The following is a 23,588-nucleotide window of genomic DNA, read 5'->3' as shown; positions in this document are numbered from 1 at the left end:
CGCTCCTTGTGCGGTGTTATTTTTCCGGTGGCAGTGCAATGACCCGGCCGATGTAAGTCGGTGTGGGCAGGTCCGATTGCAGGGCGGTCAGGGCCATCAGCTTGTTGGCGACCTGCTCGCTGAATGGCGCCGAACGGGGGCCGGCAAGGTCGACGTGCAGCAGCATCTGCTCGTTGCCCGCCAGCTCCAGTGGGTCGTCCACCCGGTGCAGGCTGTGGTAGAGGTGCAGGCGCTTGCGGTCGTGGCCGATGATCCGGGTATGCACTTCAACCTCGGTGCCGAGCTTCACTTCGTGCAGGTAGTTGAGGTGCAGCTCAAGGGTGAACAACGAGTTGCCCGTGGCTTCGCGGTGGCTGCTGTCCATGCCCAGCTGATCCATCAGCGCGTCGGTGGCGTAGCTGAAAATCAGCAGGTAAAAGGCATCGCGCAGATGGCCGTTGTAATCGACCCAGTCGGGGATGATGGTGGTTTGGTAGGTGGTGAGGGTGGGCATGGTGGAACTCCACAGGTTTTCGTGGGTGTACACAGGCGTGGCGAGGGAGCTTGCTCCCGCTCGGCCGCGAAGCGGTCGTTAAACCGGTGAATGCGGTTTTTCTGTGAGTACGCAGACACAGGGTTTGGGACTGCTGCGCAGTCCAGCGGGAGCAAGCTCCCTCGCCACAGGTTTCGGGGTTTATTCGCTGAAGGACATCCCATGCTTGGCCTTGGTGGTCTTCACCGCGTCCAGCACCGCCAGCAGGCAGTCATCACGATAGCGCTCCAGCGCCGAAATGCTGTGTTTACCCAACTGATCGCGGGTGCCGTCGACCACATCGTCGATTAGCTTGTCGGTCAGTTCCGGTGCCGGCAGGTAGGTCCACGGCAGTTGCAAGGCCGGGCCGAACTGAGCCATGAAGTGGCGCATGCCAGCATCGCCACCGGCCAGGGTGTAGGTCAGGAAGGTGCCCATGAACGACCAGCGCAGCCCGGCGCCAAAGCGGATGGCATCGTCGATTTCACCGGTGGTGGCCACGCCGTCGTTGACCAGGTGCAGCGCTTCGCGCCACAGCGCTTCGAGCAGGCGGTCGGCGATGAATCCTGGTACTTCCTTGCGCACATGCAGCGGGCGCATGCCCAAGGACTCGTACACCTTTATTGCGGCCTGGATGGCTTCAGGTGCGGTGTTCTTGCCACCGACCACTTCCACCAGGGGCAGCAGGTACACCGGGTTGAACGGGTGGCCGACCACACAGCGTTCAGGGTGGGTCGAGCTCTCGTAGAATTCGCTGGGCAGCAGGCCCGAGGTGCTGGAGCCAATCAGGGCATCGGGCTTGGCCGCCGCGCTGATCTTGCCGTGCAGTTCGAGTTTCAGCTCAAGGCGCTCCGGGGCGCTTTCCTGGATGAAATCGGCGTCCCGCACGCACTCTTCGATGGTCGCCACAAAACGCAGTCGATCCTGTGACGCGCCGGGTGCCAGGCCCTGTTGCTCAAGGGCTCCCCAGGCATTGGCGACGCGTTGGCGCAAGGCGGCCTCGGCACCGGGTGCCGGGTCCCAGGACACCACATCCAGGCCATGGGCGAGGGCGCGGGACACCCAGCCGCTGCCGATGACACCACTGCCCAGTGCAGCGAAGGTTTTGATTTCGGTGATAAAGCTCATGGCGATTTCCTGAAAGATACCGGTGATCCCTGTGGGAGCGGGCTTACCCGCGAAAGCGGTGGATCACCACTGAAGAGGCTTTGGATGCACCAGCCTCTTCGCGGGCAAGCCCGCTCCCACAGGTGTTAGAAGTAGGTTGGGCTTAACCGCGCTGGACCAGGCCCATTTTCTTGCGGCCTTCGGCCGGGGTCAGGACACGGGCGCCGAGGCGGCTGAGGATTTCGCTGGCGCGTTCGACCAGTTGGCCGTTGGTCGCCAGTACGCCCTTGTCCAGCCAGAGGTTGTCTTCCAGCCCGACCCGGACGTTGCCGCCGAGCAGCACCGCTTGGGCGGCCATCGGCATTTGCATGCGGCCGATGCCGAAGCCGGCCCACACCGCATTGGCGGGCAGGTTGTCGACCACGGCCTTCATGGTGGTGGTGTCGGCCGGTGCGCCCCACGGGATGCCCAGGCACAGCTGGAACAGCGGGTCGTCGAGCAGGCCTTCCTTGATCATTTGCTTGGCGAACCACAGGTGACCGGTGTCGAAGATTTCCAGCTCGGCCTTCACCCCCAGTTCTTGTATGCGTTTGGCGCCGGCACGCAACTGGGCCGGGGTGGAGACGTAAATAGTGTCGCCATCGCCGAAGTTCAGGGTGCCGCAGTCCAGGGTGCAGATTTCCGGCAGCAACGCCTCGACATGGGCCAGGCGGGTCAGCGGGCCGACCAGGTCGGTGTTCGGGCCGAACTCCATCGGATTCTCGCCGGCACCGATCTCCAGGTCGCCGCCCATGCCGGCGGTGAGGTTGACGATGATGTCGACGTCCGCTTCGCGAATCCGCTCCATCAACTCGCGGTACAGCGCCACGTCACGGCTGAACTTGCCGGTTTGCGGGTCACGCACATGGCAATGGACCACGGTGGCCCCGGCTTTGGCGGCCTCTACCGCGGCCGCGGCGATCTGTTTCGGGGTGACCGGCACGTGCGGGCTCTTGGCGGTCGTGTCGCCAGCACCGGTGAGTGCGCAGGTGATGATGACGTCATGGTTCATGGTGGGATTTCCTTCAGGCCGGATTTTCCGGGCGTAATGGGGAGGCGTAGCGATCCCGTTCGCAGCCGTCGGCGGCTGCGAAGCGGTGGTTCATGTCGGTGTTACTGGTGAGTCAGTTGCAGGTTCGCGGCAGCCGGTTTGCCGTCGAAGGTAGTCACGCCTTCGAGCCAGCGTTGCTGATCCTGCGGGTGATCCTTGAGCCACTGGCGGGCCGACTCGAAGGCGTCCTTGTGGTCGAGCAGCGGTTGCATCATCCGGCTCTCGTCTTCGGCGGTGAAGGTCAGGTTACTCAGCAGGCGGCTGACGTTCGGGCACTGCTCGGCGTATTTCGGTGCGGTGACGGTCCAGACCGTGGCCATGCCTTCGTTCGGGCCGAGGGCGTCGTCGCTGCCGGTGAGGTAGGTCATCTGCACGTTGACGTTCATCGGGTGCGGCGCCCAGCCGAAGAACACCACGGCTTCCTTGCGCCGTACGGCGCGATCCACCGCCGCGAGCATGCCGGCTTCACTGGATTCGACCAGCTGGAATTTGCCCAGGCCGAACTGGTTCTTGGCGATCATCGCCTTGATCTGGGTGTTGGCCCCGGAGCCGGGCTCGATGCCGTAGATCTTGCCGCCCAGTTCCTTTTCGAACTTGGCGATGTCGGCGAAGGTCTTCAGGCCCTTGTCGGCCAGGTAGGTCGGCACGGCCAGGGTGGCGCGGGCGTCCTTGAGGCTCGGGGCTTCAAGGACTTTGACCTGGTTGGCGTCGACGAACGGGGTGATGGTCTGGGTCATCAGCGGGTTCCAGTAGCCCAGGAACAGGTCCAGGCGCTGGTCGCGGATGCCGGCGAAGATGATTTGCTGGGAAGCGCTGGTCTGTTTGGTCTTGTAGCCGAGGCCATCGAGCAGCACTTGTGTCATGGCGCTGGTGGCGATCACGTCGGTCCAGTTCACCACGCCCATGCGCACGTTCTGGCACGCGGCAGGGTCGGCAGCCATGGCGCCAGAACTCAAGAAAGCGGTACCACTGAGTGCAAGCACACAGCTGCTGATCAGTCGTTTCATGGTGGGATCCTCGGCAGGTCGTTATTGTCGGGTCCGGCATCTGTCGTGCCGGTGATGTCACGTTACGCAGCTCAACATCGCAGAAAACGCACAGCGGCGACCAGCTCTTGCACTGCAGCGACCTGTGCCCTTGTCTGTCGCTGGCAAGTGGCGTATCAACGTCCACACGCTGCCCGCTATCCGAGTGCGTTCCATGTCCCAGGATTTCTACTTTTTGCTGATGCCGGGATTCTCGGCGATTGGTTTCATTTCGGCGATCGAGCCGCTGCGGGTGGCCAACCGCTTTCGCGGCGAGCTGTACCGCTGGCATGTGCTGAGCGCCGACGGCGGGCCGGTATTGGCCAGCAATGGCATGTCACTCAACGCCGACGCGGCGCTGGAACCGCTGAAGAAGGGCGCGACGTTATTGGTGGTTGCTGGCTTCGAACCGCTGAAGTTCGTCGACCCGGCTCTGGAGCACTGGCTGCACCGCCTGGATCACGAGGGCGTCACCCTCGGTGGGATCGATACCGGCAGTGTTGTCCTCGCCGAAGCCGGCCTGCTGGACGGCCATCGGGTGACCCTGCACTGGGAAGCCATCGAGGCCTTCAAGGAGTCCTATCCACAGCTGAGCGTCACCCAGGAACTGTTCGAAATCGACCGCCGACGCATCACTTCGGCCGGCGGCACCGCGTCCATCGATTTGATGCTGGACCTGATCGACCAGGCCCACGGTCCAGAGCTGGCGGTCCAGGTCAGCGAGCAATTCGTACTCGGGCGCATCCGCCCGCGCAAAGACCACCAGCGCATGCAGATCGCCACGCGCTATGGCATCAGCAACAAGAAACTGGTGCAGGTCATCGGCGAGATGGAACGGCACAGCGAGCCGCCCCTGAGCACCCTGGAACTGGCGGAGTCGATCAAGGTCACGCGACGGCAGCTGGAGCGCCTGTTCCGCCTGCACCTCAACGATACGCCGAGCAATTTCTACCTGGGCCTGCGCCTGGAAAAAGCCCGACAACTGCTGCGCCAGACCGACATGAGCGTGTTGGAAGTGAGTATTGCCTGCGGGTTTGAATCGCCGTCGTATTTCACCCGCAGTTATCGGACAAAATTTGTTCGATGCCCACGGGAGGATCGGCGCCGGCTGGGGGATGGGCGGGAGGTGGTCTAGGCACGGACTTGGGTTTCACCGTAGAGCCCTGTGGGAGCGTATGCACTCATGTCGTTCAACCAAGTGTGAACGCTGTCCCGTGGCGAGCGAGCTTGCTCGCGCTGGGTTGCGAAGCGACCCCAACAAGACTATTGCAGTCGTTCAGATAAACCCCGGTGACCGGTTTTGGGGCTACTGCGCAGCCCAGCGCGAGCAAGCTCGCTCGCCACGGGGGATGTGCTCGGCGCTCCCCCCCGGTGTCAGGACCGTTGCTCCCACATGGGATCAGCTGCGCCTGGGCAAGCAGGTCACTTCTTCATCAGCGCCGAACATGCCGCTTTGAAGGCTTCATGCTGATACTTGTTCAGCGTGGCCGGCAGGGCGAAGTCGTGTTTTTTGTTTTGCGCATTGATGGTCTGCGGCGACAGCAGCGTCACCTCGCAATTGTCCAGCAGCTGGAAAACCCCTTCGATCTTGAACGTGGTCGGCCCGCCGGCGAACTCGCCTTTCTTGCTGCGTTTCTTGATCGCGATCCGGTCGATGGCATGCTCGCGGACAAACGAGGCGACGTGCGCCGCGAAGGCTTTGACGTTGGCAGCTTCGTCGTCATCGTCCAGGGCGATTTTCTTGGTGTTCAGGGCGACGTGGCTCAGCGCCTGGCCGTCAAGGGAAGCTACAGCGATGATGGCTTCGCTGCCTTTGATTTCGATGCCGCAGAGTTTCATGTAAGTCCTTTGGAGTGTGTGGGAGGTGCGTTGTTTGTCCTGGCGCTTGCGGACAATCGCAGCTCAGCCAGATCGCGCCCAATGGGGCCGGGGTTACCGAACGGTCGCCGAAGACCTCATTCCTGCGCAATCGACTCGAGAAACTCCGATCGTTCGTCGCTCTTGTTCGCCAGGCAGTCGTTCTGGTCGATGGCATAGGCCTTGCTGCCCACGGCGGCGGGGAACGGCGCAATGGCGCAATCGGCATCCCGGGACTTCATCCACAACTGTTCGGCGGTCTGGAGTTTGCCGGTGATGTCGACCACTTGTGTCTTGTTATCCGCGTATTGGGCTTTGACCCGCTCCAGCAACCCCTGGAAATTCTCCTTGAGCAACTGTTCCGCGGTGGTTTTGTTGTAGGCCGAGCACTCCAGGGTCTGGATGTCGTTTTCGACCGCGTCGCACGGGCTGTTGTCAGCCTCTTCGGCGGCATGTACGCCGGTGGTCATCAGTGCCAAAGCCAGGAAGATCGATTTCATTGCGCCGCCGCCCCATATTCCAGTGAACCATCCATTGATGCGGCGAATTCTGGCTCAAGCGCCGGCTAAAGAACAGGCAGGCAATCAGCACTGGCCTGGTCCCTTTGTCGTGTCTTGACGCTTTCGGCAATTCCCCTGTCGTTTTTGCACCCGGCTGCACAGGCACCGAGGCATATGCTGACCCCAAAGCGCCGGCAGACGATTCGGCGCATGAATCGCTAATAAGGGGACAGCCTGATGAGCCCAGCCGAATTGCACGCCGACAGCATCGTTATCGACGGGCTGATCATTGCCAAGTGGAACCGTGAGCTGTTTGAAGACATGCGCAAAGGCGGCTTGACCGCGGCCAACTGCACCGTGTCGGTGTGGGAGGGGTTCCAGGCGACCGTCAACAACATTGCCGCCAGCCAGAAACTGATTCGCGAGAACGGCGACCTGGTGATGCCGGTGCGCACCACGGCTGATATCCGCAAGGCCAAGGAGCTGGGCAAGACCGGCATCCTCTTCGGCTTCCAGAATGCCCACGCCTTCGAAGACCAGATCGGCTATGTCGAGGTCTTCAAGCAGCTGGGCGTCGGTATTGTGCAGCTGTGCTACAACACCCAGAACCTGGTAGGCACCGGTTGCTACGAGCGTGACGGCGGCCTGTCGGGTTTCGGTCGCGAAATCGTGGCCGAGATGAACCGCGTCGGCGTCATGTGCGACCTGTCCCATGTGGGCTCCAAGACCTCCGAAGAAGTCATCCTCGAATCGAAGAAGCCGGTCTGCTACTCCCACTGCCTGCCGTCGGGGCTCAAGGAGCACCCGCGCAACAAGTCTGACGAAGAGCTCAAGTTCATTGCCGACCATGGTGGTTTCGTCGGCGTGACCATGTTCGCACCGTTCCTGGCCAAGGGCATCGATTCGACCATCGACGACTACGCCGAAGCCATCGAATACACCATGAACATCGTCGGCGAAGACGCCATCGGTATCGGCACCGACTTCACCCAGGGCCATGGCCAGGACTTCTTCGAATACCTGACCCATGACAAGGGCTACGCCCGCCGCCTGACCAGCTTCGGCAAGATCATCAACCCGCTGGGTATCCGCACCGTAGGCGAGTTCCCGAACCTGACCGAGACGCTGCTCAAGCGCGGCCATCCCGAGCGTGTGGTGAGAAAAATCATGGGCGAGAACTGGGTGAACGTTCTCAAAGACGTCTGGGGCGAGTGAATAACTCTGGAGCCTACTCCGCTCGCCGATAGCTGCGTCAGGTCCTCGCGCCAAGCTCGCCGTACGTCCCGTACTGTCTCGCTTGTCGCTCCGGTCCTTCCTTGCTCTCGACGTGCTCGCTACGGCTCCAAAGTCATTCACTCGGCTTGTTTATAAGAGCAAAGCAAAAGCTTTGCTAAGCACTGACCACGAATTTTCTGGAGTTAAGTTTCCATGGCCAAGATCGCCCCGCAATTGCCTATCGAAGTCGACAGCGAGACCGGTGTCTGGACCTCCGACGCCCTGCCGATGCTGTACGTACCGCGTCATTTCTTCGTCAACAACCACATGGGCATCGAGGAAGTGCTGGGCGCCGACGCCTACGCCGAGATTCTCTACAAGGCCGGCTACAAGTCCGCCTGGCACTGGTGTGAAAAAGAAGCCGAATGCCATGGCCTGGAAGGCGTCGCGGTGTTCGAACACTACATGAAGCGCCTGTCGCAACGTGGCTGGGGGCTGTTCAAGATCCAGGACATTGACCTGGACAAAGGCACTGCCAGCGTCAAGCTCGAGCACTCGGCGTTCGTCTACGTCTACGGCAAGGTCGGACGCAAGGTCGACTACATGTTCACCGGCTGGTTTGCCGGTGCCATGGACCAGATCCTGCAGGCGCGTGGCAGCAAGATCCGCACGGTTGCCGAGCAAGTCTACGGTGGCTCCGAAGAAGGCCACGACGACGGTTTGTTCACCGTCAAGCCGTTGTAAGTCGAGGACCCCGCCATGGCTTTCGAAGCAATGTTCCAGCCGATCCAGATCGGCAAACTGACCATCCGCAACCGCGTGCTCAGCACCGCGCACGCCGAGGTCTATGCGACCGACGGCGGCATGACCACCGACCGGTACGTCAAGTATTACGAAGAGAAAGCCAAGGGCGGGATCGGCCTGGCGATTTGTGGCGGCTCGTCGGTGGTGGCCATCGACAGCCCACAGGAATGGTGGAGTTCGGTGAACCTGTCCACCGACCGCATCATCCCGCACTTCCAGAATCTGGCCGACGCCATGCACAAGCACGGCGCCAAGATCATGATCCAGATTACCCACATGGGCCGTCGCTCGCGCTGGGACGGCTTCAACTGGCCGACCCTGATGTCGCCGTCGGGCGTCCGTGAGCCGGTGCACCGCGCCACCTGCAAGACCATTGAGCCGGAAGAAATCTGGCGGGTAATCGGCAATTACGCCCAGGCCGCGCGTCGGGCCAAGGCCGGCGGCCTGGATGGCGTCGAACTGTCGGCGGTGCACCAGCACATGATCGACCAGTTCTGGAGCCCGCGGGTCAACAAGCGTACCGACGAGTGGGGCGGCACTTTCGAAGGGCGAATGAAGTTCGGCCTGGAAGTATTGAAAGCCGTGCGCGCCGAGGTCGGCGACGATTTCTGCGTCGGCATGCGTATCTGCGGTGACGAGTTCCACCCGGACGGCCTGTCCCACGAGGACATGAAGCAGATCGCCAAGTATTACGACGACACCGGCATGCTCGATTTCCTGGGCGTGGTGGGCTCGGGGTGCGACACCCACAACACCCTGGCCAACGTGATCCCCAACATGAGTTATCCACCGGAGCCGTTCCTGCACCTGGCGGCCGGGATCAAGGAAGTGGTCAAGATCCCGGTGCTGCATGCGCAGAACATCAAGGACCCGAACCAGGCCACGCGGATTCTGGAGGGCGGCTACGTCGACATGGTCGGCATGACCCGCGCCCACATCGCCGACCCGCACCTGATCGCCAAGATCAAGATGGGCCAGATCGACCAGATCAAGCAGTGCGTCGGCGCCAACTACTGCATCGACCGCCAGTACCAGGGCCTGGACGTGCTGTGCATCCAGAACGCCGCGACTTCCCGTGAATACATGGGGGTGCCGCACATCATCGAGAAGTCCACCGGGCCAAAACGCAAGGTGGTAGTGGTCGGTGCCGGCCCTGCCGGGATGGAAGCGGCGCGTGTGGCCGCCGAGCGTGGCCACGACGTGACCCTGTTCGAGAAAAAAGAATTCATCGGCGGGCAGATCACGACCGCCTCGAAAGCCCCGCAACGGGACCAGATCGCCGGGATCACCCGCTGGTTCCAGTTGGAGCTGGCACGCTTGAAAGTCGACCTGCGCCTGGGCGTGGCCGCTGATGCGGCGACCATTCTCGACCTGCGTCCGGACGTGGTGGTGCTGGCCGTTGGCGGCCATCCATTCCTGGAGCAGAACGAACACTGGGGCGCGGCTGAAGGCCTGGTGGTCAGCAGCTGGGATGTGCTCGACGGCAAGGTGGCGCCTGGCAAGAACGTGCTGGTCTACGACACCATTTGCGAGTTCACCGGGATGTCGACCGCCGATTTCCTCGCCGACAAGGGCAGCCAGGTCGAGATCGTCACCGACGACATCAAGCCGGGTGTGGCCATTGGCGGTACATCGTTCCCGACCTACTACCGCAGCATGTACCCCAAAGAAGTGATCATGACCGGCGACATGATGCTGGAAAAGGTCTACCGCGAAGGCGACAAGCTGATTGCGGTGCTGGAAAACGAATACACCGGCGCCAAAGAGGAGCGGGTGGTGGACCAGGTGGTGGTGGAAAACGGCGTGCGGCCGGATGAGGAAATCTACTACGCGCTCAAGGAAGGCTCGCGCAACAAGGGCCAGGTGGATGTCGAAGCCCTGTTCGCGATCAAGCCGCAACCATGCCTCGAACAGAGCGGCGACGGCTACCTGCTGTTCCGCATCGGCGACTGCGTGGCCCAGCGTAACGTGCACGCGGCGATCTACGATGCGTTGCGGCTGTGCAAGGATTTCTAACGGTATCACCACCATCACCTGTGGCGAGGGAGCTTGCTCCCGCTGGGCTGCAAGGCAGCCCCAAAACCAGCAGTCGCGGCGCATCAGATATGCACCTTCGGCTGTTTTGGGAGCGCTTCGCACTCCAGCGGGAGCAAGCTCCCTCGCCACAAGTAGGTGCGTTGCCGTTACCGGCGCGCACATGACCCTGCGGTCTTTGGGAGCTTCACCATGTTGAACACCCTTCTTCCAATCCTGCTGTTCGCTGCCCTGGGCCTCGCGGTTCTGGGTGCGTTGCGGCGGGTGAATATGTGGCGCCGGGGCCGTCCTTCGAAAGTCGACCTGATCGGTGGCCTGCTGGCCATGCCCAAGCGCTACATGGTCGACCTGCACCATGTGGTGGCGCGGGACAAATACATCGCCAACACCCACGTCGCCACGGCCGGCGGTGCGGTGGCGTCCATGGTGCTGGCGATTCTGGTCCACGGTTTCGGCCTGCATAACCGCATCCTCGGCTATGCGCTGCTGTTGATGTCGGCGGTGATGTTCGTCGGTGCGATCTTTGTTTACCTGCGTCGGCGCAATCCTCCGGCCCGGTTGTCCAAAGGCCCATGGATGCGCCTGCCGAAAAGCCTCTTGGCCTTCTCCGCGTCGTTCTTCCTGGTGACCCTGCCGGTGGCAGGCATCCTCCCGGAAAACTTTGGCGGCTGGGTACTGGCGGTGATCCTTGGCGTCGGTGTGTTGTGGGGCGTCTCGGAATTGTTCTTCGGCATGACCTGGGGCGGGCCGATGAAGCACGCCTTCGCCGGTGCCCTGCACCTGGCCTGGCACCGTCGCGCCGAACGTTTTGGTGGTGGTCGTTCCACGGGTCTCAAACCGCTTGACCTGAACGACCCGCAAGCCCCCTTGGGCGTGGAAAAGCCCAAGGATTTTACCTGGAACCAGTTGCTGGGCTTCGACGCCTGCGTGCAGTGCGGCAAATGCGAGGCGGCCTGCCCGGCGTTCGCCGCCGGCCAGCCGCTGAATCCGAAAAAACTGATTCAGGACATGGTGGTCGGCCTGGCCGGAGGCACGGATGCGAAGTTCGCCGGCAGCCCCTACCCATCCCTTGACGGCAGGGGCAAGCCAATCGGTGAGCACGCCGGGAACCCGCATCAACCGATCGTCAACGGTCTGGTGGATGCCGAAACACTGTGGTCCTGCACCACCTGCCGTGCCTGCGTCGAAGAGTGCCCGATGATGATCGAGCACGTGGACGCCATCGTCGACATGCGTCGGCACCTGACCCTGGAAAAAGGCGCGACGCCGAACAAGGGCGCCGAAGTCCTGGAAAACCTGATCGCCACCGACAACCCGGGCGGTTTTGCCCCGGGCGGGCGGATGAACTGGGCGGCGGACTTGAGCCTCAATCTGCTCAGCGAAAAGAAAGCCACTGACGTGCTGTTCTGGGTCGGCGACGGTGCCTTCGACATGCGTAACCAGCGTACCTTGCGCGCGTTCGTCAAAGTCCTGAAAGCGGCGAACGTCGACTTTGCCGTACTGGGCCTTGAGGAGCGTGACAGTGGCGACGTGGCCCGGCGCCTGGGCGATGAAGCGACCTTCCAGCTGTTGGCCAAACGCAACATCCAGACCCTGGCCAAGTACAGCTTCAACCGCATCGTCACCTGCGACCCCCACAGTTTCCACGTACTGAAAAACGAGTACGGTGCCTTCGATGGCAACTACCTGGTGCAGCACCACAGCACCTACATGGCAGAAATCATCGACGCCGGTGCGCTCAATCTCGGTCAGCACAAGGGCAACAGCGTGACCTACCACGACCCGTGCTACCTGGGGCGCTACAACGGCGAATACGAGGCGCCGCGCCAGGTCCTGCGTGCGCTGGGGATCGAGGTCAAGGAAATGCAACGCTCCGGTTTCCGTTCGCGCTGCTGCGGCGGCGGTGGCGGTGCGCCGATCACCGATATCCCCGGCAAGCAGCGGATTCCCGACATGCGCATGGAAGACATCCGCGAGACCGGTGCCGAACTGGTGGCCGTGGGTTGTCCACAGTGCACCGCGATGCTTGAAGGCGTGGTCGAGCCCCGGCCGCTGATCAAGGACATCGCCGAACTGGTGGCCGACGCGCTGCTCGAAGACGCGGCGCCCCGGCCGAACTCACCGGCCAAACGTGAACCTGCGGAGGCCCACTGATGAGCGACATTATCCGCCGCGACCCACGGGCCGAATGGATCGCCCGTAACCGCCTGCATCCGCTGCACGCGGCCATGCAGCCGGTGCAACACAGCTGGATGGGCCCTAACGGGGTCATCCGCAAGAATCCCCATGGCATCGGCTTCATCGGCCCCAACGGCATCAAGCGGATCGACCGCAGCGGTGCCCAGCAGGGCGGTGCGGCCAAGCGTACGGCGACCGTTGAAGTGCAACTGCCGTTGCATCAGGTAGCAGCCCCTGCGTTCTACATCGGTGTGGTGCCGGACATGGTCGGTGGTCGCTTGAGCAGCCACGACCGCGACCTGCTGGGCTTGGCCCATCAGTTGGCGGGCGAGGACGGCGCCGTACTGGCGATTGTCTTTGGCGAACACAAGGAAAACGCCTTCAGCACGGCCGGTGTCGACCGCCTGCTGGTGCTCGAGGGCAACGAATTCTCAGGTTATGCGCCGGAGCAACGAGTCCAGGGCCTGCGGGCTGTGGATAACCAGTTCAGCCCACGTCACTGGTTGCTGCCGGACAGCCGCACTGGTGGTGGCGAATTGGGTCGACGCTTTGCCGCCGCCGTGGGCGAACGCCCGGCCACACGGGTCTGGCAGGTCAAGGATGAGCACTGCATCGGCCGTGCCGGTGCCGGTCTGCAGGACTTGGCGCGACCTGTCGCGCGCTTGATTCTGGCGGCCGTGGAATGTGCCGAACCGGTCAGCGACACCCGTCACGAAGCACTGCCCGTGGAGTTATCCACAACCGTGGCGCGCAGCCTGTCGCGGATCGAAGATCTGGGCGCGGTGGCGGTGGACCCGGCGGCGATTCCCATGGCCGAGGCCGAGTTCATCTTCTCCGGCGGCAACGGGGTCAAGGACTGGGGACTTTTCCACAGGACCGCCGAAGCCCTCGGTGCGACCGAAGGCGCATCCCGCGTGGCGGTGGACGACGGTTTCATGGCCCGCGACCGTCAGGTCGGGGCGTCCGGCACCTGGGTCACCGCGCGGGTCTACGTGGCGGTGGGGATTTCCGGGGCGATCCAGCACCTGCAGGGCATTGGTGCCTGCGACAAGGTGGTGGCGATCAACCTGGACCCCGGGTGCGACATGATCAAGCGGGCCGACCTGTCGGTGATCGGCGAAAGCGCCGAGATGCTTCACGCCTTGATCGCGGCGGTAGAGGCTTACCGCAACGGTGCCAAGCGCGATGCGGCTTAAGGGAAGGAAAGGGTTATGAGCACGAAAATCATCAGCCTGGTGTCCATCGGCGCCCACCCGACTTCCGGTCGGCCACGTCGCGCGGAACAGGATGCGCGGGCGGTGGAACTCGGTCTGCAACTGGCTGGGGATAACTTGCAGGTGTTGCATGCCGGCGACGTCGCCGAGCCTGCGTTGCGCGCCTATTTGGGCATGGGCCTTGAACAGTTGCATGTGCTGGAACAACCGGCGGGCGCCGATGCGTTGCCGGCCTTGACCGACTATTTGCGCGGCGCGGGTGCCCAAGTGGTGCTGACCGGTAGCCAGGCGGAAACCGGTGAAGGCTCGGGCATGTTGCCGTTCCTGCTGGCCGAAAGCCTCGGCTGGCCGCTGGTGGTGGGGCTGGCGCAGGTCGAGTCCATCGACGGCGGTTCGGCCCTGGTGTTGCAAGCCTTGCCCCGTGGCCAGCGGCGGCGCTTGAAAGTCCGCTTGCCGTTTCTGGCGACGGTGGATAACGCCGCGCCCAAGCCTCGGCAAAGCGCGTTCGGCCCGGCGCGGCGCGGGGTTTTGCAGGCCGAGGACGTTGAAGTGCTCGACGACGAACTGCTCGCCGTCGCCACGCTGCAACCGGCCAAGCCCCGACCTAAACGTCTGAAAGTGATCAAGGCCAAGAGCGGCGCTGACCGCATGAAGGCGGCCACGGCCAAGGCCAGTGGCGGCGGTGGCCAGGTGCTCAAGGGCGTGAGTGCCCAGGAAGGCGCCGAGGCGATCCTCAAGCTGCTGATTGAAGAGGGCGTTGTTCGCTAGTTCTGAGGGCGCCCTAGCAGAACTGCTAGTGTTGCATTCAACGCGCTTTTGTTAGGTTGATGAGCATGGATTGAGCCCCCCGCAGCAGCACTGCGGGGCGTCTGGATTGATGCGAGGCCACCTGATGCCCACCGCCGGTAACGCCCCACGTCCTGCCCACCCACCAGCAACCACGGTAGCGCTGCCACGCACCCTGTTGCTGGCGACCGATCTGCAACAATCGATCCTCGCCGAACTGGACCGCAGCGGTCCGAACCTTCGCACTTACACCGCCTATGGCTCGCCCAGTAGCCTGCGCCCGACGAGTGCGGGCCTGGGTTTCAATGGGCAACTTGCTGAACATCCCACTGGTTGGTATCACCTGGGCAATGGTCATCGGGTCTATAACCCGGTGTTGATGCGGTTTCATAGCCCGGATCGGTTGAGTCCGTTTGGTGAGGGGGGATTGAATCCATATGCATATTGTTCGGGCTCACCCATGAACCGGGTTGATCCATCCGGTGAGGCGTGGCTGGCGCTGCTTGGGAATGCGGTTTCCACCGGTTTGAATATGGTTTTTGCGGGTGCAGCGATCAACAGGGCGGCAGCCTCGATTGTGTCCGGCGTAACGCCAACGCTGCGTACACGAATTGGTAACATGTTCAGTTTCTGGGGCGGTGCTTCGAGCGTGCCGTTACGCGCAGTAGGAGTACCTGCTGCGGCGACCGCCGCTATGCCTGGCACCGTCATGTCGTTCGTATCGAACGCGGGCGTTATTGCAGGTCAGAGCCTGACAGGCACAGGTGCCGTCATGCAGAACTCCGTGAGTGCTGGACAATGGTGGAGAACGGCAGCGAATAACGGGCAGTCACGAGGACGAGTACTGTGGGAGGCGACCAAGGAGGCCAGTGGATGGAACTTGCTCCGGGGACAGGCGCCTGGTCAGGTCCCGGGGAGGCACCCTGATGTTCCTTTGACAGAGGTCGTGGTGGGCGCCACAGGCGAAACCCCGCAAGCGCCCGGCCTGGTGAATAATGTCGGCGTTATACGTCAGTCAACCTAACGGTTCAGGCGTTGCTGACGAATTACCCACAATCCCTGTTAGCACTTCTGTGGATAACATGTTCTCCCATCGCTACACCCCCTGCACAGCAAGCCCTGCAAGCCTTTGTACGAAAAACAACCAGTGCTACTGGTTGTTTTTTCAAGCTTTTTTCAGTGGATGAGGAGATCCCTTGTTCGAGACTTGCCCCCAATCTCTGTTGGCGCTTCTGTGGATAAGATGTTCGCTGTCGGCTGCGAGCCTTATGGGTCGGGCTCTGCAAGGTTTTGATCAATAAATAACCAAATGCGTGTTTTTACCCCTCGATGGCCACTCAAAGCCTTGAAATCTGCTGTCTGGACCGGGTTTTCCACAAAACATGACGACAGTGCACGAGTTGCCCCCAAAGTCTGTTGGCGCTTCTGTGGATAAGGTGTTTGCGATCCGATGCAAGCCACGTATACCGTGGCTTACAGGGTTTTGGTTAAAAAGTGTTCAATTGCCGGTGAAAAACCGTTAATTGAATAAGTCACGGATTTTCTTGGTTTTCTGTGGAGAAAATCTTCCACGTATCCACAGTTGTCCCCAATTGCTGTGGGTGAAGATGTGGATAACTTGTTTGCTGAAGGCTGGGAGCCACGGGGGGTATGGCTCTGAACGAAATAGATCATATTTCGTACAGTTCTAAAGGATGAGAAGGATATAGCCGGAAGAAAACCTAATGCAAACAAGACTCCTACAGCAATGCTGTTCAGTTAACGATAGGGTTGCTCAATACATCCCCCGTGGCGAGCGAGCTTGCTCGCGCTGGGCTGCACAGCAGCCCAAAAAACTATCGCCGAGTTCGTTCAGAAAGACCGCAGTCACTTTGTTGGGGGCGCTTCACGCCCCAGCGCGAGCAAGCTCGCTCGCCACGGGTCTCTCACTCGCTTCAAGCGTTTCTTAACTGAACAGCATTACGCTCCTACAGAGGCTTGCTTTAGCCTTGAACCGGAACCCCTTTGAGGTATGGCGCAGGCTCTGCACCCAGGTTGTTCAGCAGGCGCTCGCTGTACCAGTCCACGAAGTTCACCACGCCAAACTCGTAAGTCTTGGAGTACGGTCCAGGCTGGTAGGCGGTGGAGTTGATCCCGCGCTGGTTCTCTTCGGCCAGGCGGCGGTCCTGGTCGTTGGTGGCATCCCAGACCTGACGCATGCGCTCCACGTCGTAGTCCACGCCTTCGACGGCGTCCTTGTGCACCAGCCACTTGGTGGTGACCATGGTTTCCTGGGCGCTGATTGGCCACACAGTGAAGACGATGATGTGGTCGCCCATGCAGTGGTTCCAGGAGTGCGGCAGGTGCAGGATGCGCATCGAGCCCAGGTCCGGGTTCTGGATGCGGCCCATGAGCTTCTTGCAGCCTTGCTTGCCGTCCAGGGTCATGGACACGGTGCCCTTAAGCAGGGGCATGCGCACGATGCGGTTGCGCAGGCCGAAGCTGGCGTGGGCGTAAGGGATCTTCTCGGCTTCCCAGGCAGCGGCGGAATTGGCCACGTGGTCCTTGAACGCCTGGTCGGCGCGCGGGTCGGTGACGTCGTCCCACTCGAGCAGGGTTTTCAGCAGTTCCGGGTGCGACGCGTTGCAGTGGTAGCACTCGCGGTTGTTTTCCAGCACCAGTTTCCAGTTGGCCTTTTCCATCAAGGTGGTGGTGATCGCCACCTTGGTGTTCTCCATGTCGTACGGTTCCATGTAATGGTTCAGCGTCGACAGGAAGTCATCGATGGCCGGCGGGTTTTCCGCCAGGCTGATGAAAATGTAGCCGCCGGCGGTTTTCACGTTCACCGGCTTGAGGCCGTACTGTTTCATGTCGAAGTCGTCACCCATCTCGGTGCCGGCGAACAGCAGGCGCCCGTCGAGCTCGTAGGTCCACTGGTGGTAGTGGCAGACCAGCTTGGCGACCTTGCCTTTGTCGCTGGTGCACAGGCGCGAGCCACGGTGGCGGCAGACGTTGTGGAAGGCATGCACTACGCCTTCGGCGCCGCGGATCACGATGATCGGGTTCTTGCCGATCTGCAGGGTCAGGTAGTTGCCCTTGGTCGGGATCTCGCAGGTCATGCCGGCGATCAACCACTCTTTCTGAAAGATTTCCTGCATGTCGATATCGAACAGGCGGTCATCGGAGTAGAACGGTTGTGGCAGCGAGAACGTGCGTTCGCGTTCTTGCAGCATTTGTGCGGTGGCCTTGCGTGCGGGTTCCAGTGGATCGCCCAGGCTCAGGGTAGTGGTGACGTCCATCGTTTAATCCTCAAGGCCATTCTGTGTGGCCGGCGAAAGTGGCTAATCAGGTGTGCTGCTCAGGGTTGCTACGCAAGGTGTAAAGGTTGTGTCTTGGTATGGGGCGAGTGTGGGGCCGGCGCTGGTCAGAACCTTATCCATGGGCGACATGATGCAATCTGTTCCCGACGCTCAACCCCCGGTGTACAGGGGCTGGTCGCGATAAGTACGTGAATGTCGTAGATAGGTAAGTGGTCGCCTCGCGCCTTGAGCAGAATCGCCAATATGAGGCCGACAGTCGGCCGTGGAGATCAGCATGTCCAACAGCTTCCTGAACCCGGTAACCACCCAGACCTGGGCCAATGGTCGACATATTGTCCGTTGCGTCAAAGTCATCCAGGAAACCTGGGACGTGCGCACCTTCTGCTTCATGGCCGATCAGCCGATCATGTTCTTCTTCAAGCCGGGGCAGTTCGTCACCCTGGAACTGGAGATCGAAGGCCAGCCGATCATGCGGTCTTACACCATTTCCAGTTCGCCGTCGGTACCCTACAGTTTTTCGGTGACCATCAAGCGCGTGCCGGGCGGCAAGGTTTCCAACTGGCTGCACGACACCCTGCACGAAGGCCAGGAGCTGGCGGTGCACGGGCCGGTGGGGTTGTTCAACGCCATCGACTTCCCCAGCCCGAAAGTGCTGTACCTCAGCGGCGGTGTCGGCATTACCCCGTGCATGTCCATGGCCCGCTGGTTCTACGACACCAACGGCAACGTCGACATGACGTTTATCCACAGTGCCCGCTCGCCCAAAGACATCATCTATCACCGCGAGCTGGAGCATATGGCGTCGCGGATCGACAACTTCAGCCTGCACCTGATTTGCGAGAAACATGGCCTGGGCGAGCCTTGGGCCGGTTATCGCGGCTACCTGAACCACAAGATGCTGGACTTGATGGTGCCGGACTTCCTAGAGCGCGAAGTGTTCTGCTGCGGCCCGACGCCGTACATGAACGCGGTCAAGCGCCTGCTGGAAAACGCCGGCTTCGACATGAAGCGCTATCACGAGGAATCCTTCGGCGCCACGCCACCGGAAGCCCGCGCCGATGCGGTGGAGCAAGCCGAGCAGGCAGCCGACGCGCCGGAAGTCGACGCGGCGGACCTGCATCAAGTGGAGTTCACCGCCTCCGGCAAGAGCATCCGCGTGGCCCCGGGCGAGACCGTGCATGCGGCGGCGGCCAAGGTCGGCCTGATGATCCCGAAAGCCTGCGGCATGGGCATTTGCGGCACCTGCAAGGTGTTGAAGCTAGGGGGCGAAGTGGAGATGGAGCACAACGGCGGGATCACCGAGGAGGACGAAGCCGACGGGTTCATCCTGTCGTGCTGCAGCGTGCCGAAAGGCGACGTGCGCATCGAGTTCTAGTCGAAACGATCCCGCCCGCCAGGGCGGGATCGGCGGCGCCTCAATCGATAAACAGGTCGGTCATCAGCTTATCGGTGGTGCCCGGCGCGAAGCGATAGTGATCGAACTCGGTGACCCCCTGTTCCCGAAGTATTTCCTCGTCGATCAACAAACGTCCGGTCAGGCTACGGTTGGCGCTGCTGAGAATGGCGTGGGCGGCATCGGCCATGATGGCAGGTGTACGGGCGTGCTTGAACGACTCCCGCGAGCCGAGCTGAAACTCGATGGCGGCCGTGGCGATCATGGTTTGCGGCCACAACGAGTTGACGCTGATGCCAAAGGCTGCAAATTCCTCGCTCATGCCCAGGGTCAGCATGCTCATGCCGTATTTGGTCACGGTGTAGGGGCTGTACTGGGCGAACCATTTGCTGGCCAGGTTCAGCGGTGGCGACAGGTTGAGGATGTGTCCGCCGGTTTTTTTCAGATAGGGCAGGGCGGCCTGGCTGCACAGCAGCACGGCGCGGGTGTTGATCTGATGCATCAGGTCGAAGCGCTTGAGTTCGATGTGCGCAACCCCGGTCAGCTTGATTGCCCCGGCATTGTTGACCAGCGCGTCAATACCGCCGAAATGTTCATTGGCCTGGGCCAGTGCCGCCTGTACCGCGGCTTCGTCGCGAACATCGACCTGCAGGGCCAGCGCCTTGCCGCCTGCCGCCTCAACTTCCAGGGCCACGCTATGGATGGTCCCGGGCAGCTTGGGGTGGGGCTCCGCACTTTTGGCGGCGATCACGATATTGGCCCCGTCCCGTGCGGCGCGCAGCGCTATCTCACGGCCGATCCCGCGACTGGCGCCGGTAATGAACAGGGTTTTGCCTTGTAGTGACATGCGTTCGCTCCTGCTTGTTGTTATCGATGCGGATCGAGTGGCTCGCAGGACAATGTAGACCAAGACGCTGTGGTGGGAGGAATAGAGTGGCGAATGAGCTTTTGTGGCGAGGGAGCTTGCTTCCGCTGGGCTGCGAAGCAGACCCAAACCCTCAGAACACGGTCTGTCAGGCAGACCGCGTGCTCAGGTTTCAGGGCCGCTTCGCGCCCCGGCGGGAGCAAGCTCCCTCGCCACCGGGGATCGGGTTGCTGCTCGAAGGACTTAGTGGGACATCACTTCGCGGATATCCGCCGCCAGTTCCCGCACGCGCTCTTCGTCGGTATCCCATGAGCACATGAAGCGGGCGCCGCCTTTGCCGATGAAGGTGTAGAAACGCCAGTTTTTCTCGGTCAGTGCCGCGACGGCCGACTCCGACAGTTGCAGGAACACGCCATTGGCCTGCACCGGGAACATCAGTTCAACGCCGGGAATATCGCTGACCAGTTCGGCCAGCAGCTGCGCGCAGTGGTTGGCGTGGCGGGCGTATTTGAGCCAGGCATCGTTTTCGAGAATGCCGACCCAGGGTGCCGAGAGAAAGCGCATTTTCGACGCCAGTTGACCGGCTTGTTTGCAGCGGTAGTCGAAGTCTTCGGCCAGTTTCTGGTTGAAGAACAGAATTGCCTCACCGACCGCCATGCCGTTTTTCGTACCGCCAAAGCACAGCACGTCGACGCCGGCTTTCCAGGTCAGGTCGGCGGGCGAGCAGCCGAGGAAGGCGCAGGCGTTGGAGAAGCGCGCGCCGTCCATGTGCAGGTTCAGCCCCAGTTCTTTGCAGGTGGCACTGATGGCGCGGATTTCGTCCGGGGTGTAGACGCTGCCGACTTCGGTGGCCTGGGTCAGGGTCACGACCCGGGGTTTCGGGTAGTGGATGTCCTGGCGCTTGAGGGCGATTTCGCGGATCGAGGCCGGTGTCAGCTTGCCGTTCTCGGTGCCGGCGATCAGCAACTTGGAGCCGTTGGAGAAGAACTCCGGTGCGCCGCATTCGTCGGTTTCGACGTGGGCGGTTTCCGAGCAGATCACACTGTGGTAACTCTGGCACAGCGACGACAAGGCCAGTGAGTTGGCGGCGGTGCCATTGAAGGCGAAGAACACTTCGCAGTCGGTTTCAAACAGCTTGCGGAAGTCGTCCGAGGCGCGGGCAGTCCATTCATCGTCGCCGTAGGAGCGCTGGTGGCCCTGGTTGGCCTGTTCCATGGCGGCCCAGGCTTCAGGGCAGATGCCGGAATAGTTGTCGCTGGCGAATTGTTGGCTCTTATCGGTCATGGCCCGCTTCCGTGGTCGAGACTCTTGGGTGAAGAGTTCGTTGGTCAATGAGGGTGCGTACTTTACCGAAGATCGTCCGGGGAGCACACGGGATGTGTCTGTCAGAAAACTACACAGTCGATGGGCGATTATGCACGTGACTCAACGTGACGGGGCGCTCGATCTGCTCAAATGGTTGGCGCTGCTGAGCATGGTGCTCGATCACCTGCGTTACGTCGGGTTGCCCCTGGACCTGCTGTATGTGCCGGGGCGTCTGGCGTTCCCGTGGTTTTGCCTGGCAATGGCGGCCAACCTGGCGCGGCCGGCCGCGGTGCCCCACGATGGCGGGCGTCAGTGGCGTTACCTGGGCTGGTTACTGCTGTTCAGTCTGTTGAGTGAAATTCCCTACCGGTTGTATATCCCTGATCCTGGCGTTTTAAACGTGTTGCCCACACTGGCGCTGGGGTTGCTGGTTGCGCGTGGCTGGCAACAACCGGACCTTCAGGCGCGCGGGCTGGGGCTGGTGGCGCTGCTGCTGGGGGCCCTGTTCAGTGAGCGACTGATGTTCGGTATGTTCGGTGTCCTGTTGCCCCTGGCGACGCTGCTGGTGATCCGCAAGCCGTGGTATTTCGCCGTGTTGCCGGGGCTGGTCTGCCTGGCGGCCAATGAGTGGGAGGCGCTGATTGCCGCCAGTCGCCACGGCAACACGCTCGCCGAGGTCGCTTTTGGCGTTTGCCTGATCGCACCGCTGGGCGGTCTGTTGCTGTTGCGCGGTTTGCGCCAGTGCTCGCCACCGCCGATGCGGCGCTGGGCTTACGCGCTCTATCCCGTGCATTTTCTCGTGCTATTGGCCGTGCGCCAAATCATCGCCTGACCCCATCCCCGTGGCGAGGGAGCTTGCTCCCGCTCGTGGGCGAAGCCCGCGCTGATCTCGTCAATGCGCTCGAGGAAATCCCGGTCGCCGTTTTTGGGGCCGCTACGCAGCCCAGCGGGAGCAAGCTCCCTCGCCACAAGAGTCATCCACATTTTTCGTGCCATATCGGCCCATGTCGTAAACGCACCTTTGCGTGGCGTCCATAGGCATTTGACCACTCGAAGCCGGCCATACCATCGCATCCAAAGGGCACTGCGCAAAGGCAGGTGCCTCACCGAGACGAATGGCGCACCGCCGCCGCTGGGAGATACGCGATGTTCAGCAAGCAAGACCAGATCCAGGGTTACGACGATGCACTGCTGGCGGCGATGAATGCCGAGGAGCTGCGCCAGGAAGATCACATCGAGCTGATCGCGTCAGAGAACTACACCAGCAAGCGCGTCATGGAAGCCCAGGGCAGCGGCCTGACCAACAAATACGCCGAAGGTTATCCGGGCAAGCGTTACTACGGCGGTTGCGAGCACGTCGACAAGGTCGAGGCGCTGGCCATCGAGCGCGCCAAGCAGCTGTTCGGCGCCGACTACGCCAACGTCCAGCCGCACTCTGGCAGCCAGGCCAACGCGGCGGTCTATCTGGCCCTGCTGCAAGCCGGCGACACCGTGCTGGGCATGAGCCTGGCCCACGGCGGGCACCTGACCCACGGCGCCAAGGTCAGCTTCTCCGGCAAGCTCTACAACGCGGTGCAATACGGCATCGACACCGACACCGGCCTGATCGACTACGACGAAGTCGAGCGCCTGGCGGTCGAACACCAGCCGAAAATGATCATCGCCGGCTTCTCCGCTTACTCCAAGACCCTGGATTTCCCGCGCTTCCGTCAGATCGCTGACAAAGTCGGCGCTTATCTCTTTGTCGATATGGCCCACGTTGCCGGTCTGGTGGCTGCCGGCCTGTACCCGAATCCGATTCCGTTCGCCGACGTGGTCACCACTACCACCCACAAGACCCTGCGCGGTCCACGGGGCGGCCTGATCCTGGCCCGCGCCAACGAAGAGCTGGAAAAGAAACTCAACGCCGCCGTGTTCCCCGGTGGCCAGGGCGGCCCGCTGATGCACGTGATCGCCGCCAAGGCCGTGTGCTTCAAGGAAGCGCTGGAGCCCGGCTTCAAGGTGTATCAACAGCAAGTGATCGACAACGCCCAGGCCATGGCCGGCATCTTTATCAAACGTGGCTACGATGTAGTGTCCGGTGGCACCGACAACCACCTGTTCCTGGTGAGCCTGATCCGCCAGGGCCTGACCGGTAAAGAAGCCGACGCCGCCCTGGGTCGCGCCCACATCACCGTGAACAAGAACGCCGTACCGAACGACCCACAGTCGCCGTTCGTCACTTCGGGCCTGCGCATCGGCACCCCGGCCGTGACCTCGCGTGGCTTCAAGGTCACCCAGTGCACGGAATTGGCCGGCTGGATCTGCGACATCCTCGACAACCTCGGCGACGCCGACGTTGAAGCCGATGTGGCGAAGAACGTCGCGGCCCTGTGCGCGGACTTCCCGGTTTATCGCTGAGCGCG

At 61.9% G+C, this 23,588-nt stretch carries 20 protein-coding genes; 11 read left to right on the top strand and 9 right to left on the bottom strand.

Annotated features, from left to right (window positions below; genetic code table 11):
* Nucleotides 1-16 precede the first annotated feature (16 nt).
* The 4 genes from CKW25_RS18635 to CKW25_RS18620 form a co-directional block, all read right to left on the bottom strand.
* Nucleotides 17-493 (bottom strand): thioesterase family protein, encoded by a 477-nt coding sequence (locus tag CKW25_RS18635; RefSeq protein ID WP_095081419.1) that lies wholly within the window; start codon nucleotides 491-493, stop codon nucleotides 17-19.
* Nucleotides 494-673: 180 nt separating this feature from the next.
* Entirely contained in the window at nucleotides 674-1,639 is a 966-nt protein-coding gene (locus CKW25_RS18630) for an L-carnitine dehydrogenase (RefSeq protein ID WP_095081417.1), read from the bottom strand.
* Nucleotides 1,640-1,781: 142 nt separating this feature from the next.
* Nucleotides 1,782-2,669, bottom strand: coding sequence for a 3-keto-5-aminohexanoate cleavage protein (locus tag CKW25_RS18625; RefSeq protein ID WP_095081415.1), 888 nt, complete (start codon nucleotides 2,667-2,669; stop codon nucleotides 1,782-1,784).
* Between the two features lie 101 nt (nucleotides 2,670-2,770).
* Entirely contained in the window at nucleotides 2,771-3,715 is a 945-nt protein-coding gene (locus CKW25_RS18620) for a choline ABC transporter substrate-binding protein (protein WP_095081413.1), read from the bottom strand.
* 193 nt (nucleotides 3,716-3,908) lie between these two features.
* Here CKW25_RS18620 and CKW25_RS18615 point away from each other — a divergent pair, with 193 nt between their 5' ends.
* Nucleotides 3,909-4,868, top strand: a complete 960-nt coding sequence (locus tag CKW25_RS18615) for a GlxA family transcriptional regulator (protein ID WP_095081411.1) — start codon at nucleotides 3,909-3,911, stop codon at nucleotides 4,866-4,868.
* Nucleotides 4,869-5,155: 287 nt separating this feature from the next.
* Here CKW25_RS18615 and CKW25_RS18610 read toward each other — a convergent pair whose 3' ends face one another.
* Together CKW25_RS18610 and CKW25_RS18605 are read right to left on the bottom strand one after the other, a co-directional pair.
* A complete protein-coding gene (locus CKW25_RS18610) occupies nucleotides 5,156-5,572 on the bottom strand; it encodes a DUF3010 family protein (protein ID WP_095081409.1) in 417 nt (138 codons plus the stop codon).
* Nucleotides 5,573-5,688: 116 nt separating this feature from the next.
* Nucleotides 5,689-6,090, bottom strand: coding sequence for a lysozyme inhibitor LprI family protein (locus tag CKW25_RS18605; protein WP_095081407.1), 402 nt, complete (start codon nucleotides 6,088-6,090; stop codon nucleotides 5,689-5,691).
* Nucleotides 6,091-6,327: 237 nt separating this feature from the next.
* On the opposite strand from CKW25_RS18605, the gene CKW25_RS18600 reads away from it, so the two are divergent.
* The 7 genes from CKW25_RS18600 to CKW25_RS18570 all read left to right on the top strand — a co-directional run bounded on the left by CKW25_RS18600 (nucleotide 6,328) and on the right by CKW25_RS18570 (nucleotide 15,345).
* Nucleotides 6,328-7,305, top strand: coding sequence for a dipeptidase (locus tag CKW25_RS18600; RefSeq protein WP_095081406.1), 978 nt, complete (start codon nucleotides 6,328-6,330; stop codon nucleotides 7,303-7,305).
* Between the two features lie 213 nt (nucleotides 7,306-7,518).
* Nucleotides 7,519-8,049: a DUF5943 domain-containing protein gene (locus CKW25_RS18595; protein WP_008033249.1), complete on the top strand. Its 531-nt coding sequence runs from the start codon at nucleotides 7,519-7,521 to the stop codon at nucleotides 8,047-8,049.
* Between the two features lie 15 nt (nucleotides 8,050-8,064).
* Entirely contained in the window at nucleotides 8,065-10,125 is a 2,061-nt protein-coding gene (gene dgcA, locus CKW25_RS18590; protein ID WP_095081404.1) for a dimethylglycine demethylation protein DgcA, read from the top strand.
* A 210-nt stretch (nucleotides 10,126-10,335) separates the two neighbouring features.
* Entirely contained in the window at nucleotides 10,336-12,297 is a 1,962-nt protein-coding gene (gene dgcB / locus CKW25_RS18585; RefSeq protein ID WP_095081403.1) for a dimethylglycine demethylation protein DgcB, read from the top strand.
* Nucleotides 12,297-13,517, top strand: a complete 1,221-nt coding sequence (locus CKW25_RS18580) for an electron transfer flavoprotein subunit alpha/FixB family protein (protein WP_095081402.1) — start codon at nucleotides 12,297-12,299, stop codon at nucleotides 13,515-13,517. The genes dgcB and CKW25_RS18580 overlap by 1 nt, the downstream gene beginning before the upstream one ends.
* 15 nt (nucleotides 13,518-13,532) lie before the next feature.
* Nucleotides 13,533-14,303, top strand: a complete 771-nt coding sequence (locus tag CKW25_RS18575) for an electron transfer flavoprotein subunit beta (protein ID WP_095081401.1) — start codon at nucleotides 13,533-13,535, stop codon at nucleotides 14,301-14,303.
* A 124-nt stretch (nucleotides 14,304-14,427) separates the two neighbouring features.
* Nucleotides 14,428-15,345, top strand: coding sequence for an RHS repeat-associated core domain-containing protein (locus CKW25_RS18570; RefSeq protein WP_256577992.1), 918 nt, complete (start codon nucleotides 14,428-14,430; stop codon nucleotides 15,343-15,345).
* A 958-nt stretch (nucleotides 15,346-16,303) separates the two neighbouring features.
* On the opposite strand, the gene gbcA is transcribed toward CKW25_RS18570, so the two are convergent.
* Nucleotides 16,304-17,599, bottom strand: coding sequence for a glycine-betaine demethylase subunit GbcA (gene gbcA, locus CKW25_RS18565; protein WP_095081398.1), 1,296 nt, complete (start codon nucleotides 17,597-17,599; stop codon nucleotides 16,304-16,306).
* Nucleotides 17,600-17,894: 295 nt separating this feature from the next.
* Between gbcA and gbcB the strand changes: the two genes are divergently transcribed.
* The gene (gene gbcB / locus CKW25_RS18560) at nucleotides 17,895-18,995 is read left to right on the top strand and encodes a glycine-betaine demethylase subunit GbcB (RefSeq protein WP_095081397.1); all 1,101 of its coding nucleotides are present in this window, start codon (nucleotides 17,895-17,897) and stop codon (nucleotides 18,993-18,995) included.
* Between the two features lie 40 nt (nucleotides 18,996-19,035).
* On the opposite strand, the gene CKW25_RS18555 is transcribed toward gbcB, so the two are convergent.
* Both CKW25_RS18555 and CKW25_RS18550 read right to left on the bottom strand, forming a co-directional pair.
* Nucleotides 19,036-19,860, bottom strand: coding sequence for an NAD(P)-dependent oxidoreductase (locus tag CKW25_RS18555; RefSeq protein ID WP_095081395.1), 825 nt, complete (start codon nucleotides 19,858-19,860; stop codon nucleotides 19,036-19,038).
* 261 nt (nucleotides 19,861-20,121) lie between these two features.
* Nucleotides 20,122-21,162, bottom strand: coding sequence for a low specificity L-threonine aldolase (locus CKW25_RS18550; protein WP_095081394.1), 1,041 nt, complete (start codon nucleotides 21,160-21,162; stop codon nucleotides 20,122-20,124).
* A gap of 130 nt (nucleotides 21,163-21,292) precedes the next feature.
* Between CKW25_RS18550 and CKW25_RS18545 the strand changes: the two genes are divergently transcribed.
* Both CKW25_RS18545 and glyA read left to right on the top strand, forming a co-directional pair.
* Entirely contained in the window at nucleotides 21,293-22,015 is a 723-nt protein-coding gene (locus CKW25_RS18545) for a TraX family protein (protein ID WP_095081392.1), read from the top strand.
* Nucleotides 22,016-22,329: 314 nt separating this feature from the next.
* A complete protein-coding gene (glyA, locus tag CKW25_RS18540; RefSeq protein WP_095081391.1) occupies nucleotides 22,330-23,583 on the top strand; it encodes a serine hydroxymethyltransferase in 1,254 nt (417 codons plus the stop codon).
* Nucleotides 23,584-23,588: the final 5 nt, after the last annotated feature.

The sequence above is a fragment of the Pseudomonas sp. Irchel s3h17 genome, assembly GCF_900187505.1.
Classification (GTDB): Bacteria; Pseudomonadota; Gammaproteobacteria; order Pseudomonadales; family Pseudomonadaceae; genus Aquipseudomonas.
The sequence above is the reverse complement of the archived record's forward strand: the minus strand, read 5'-3'. Positions and strand labels throughout refer to the sequence as shown.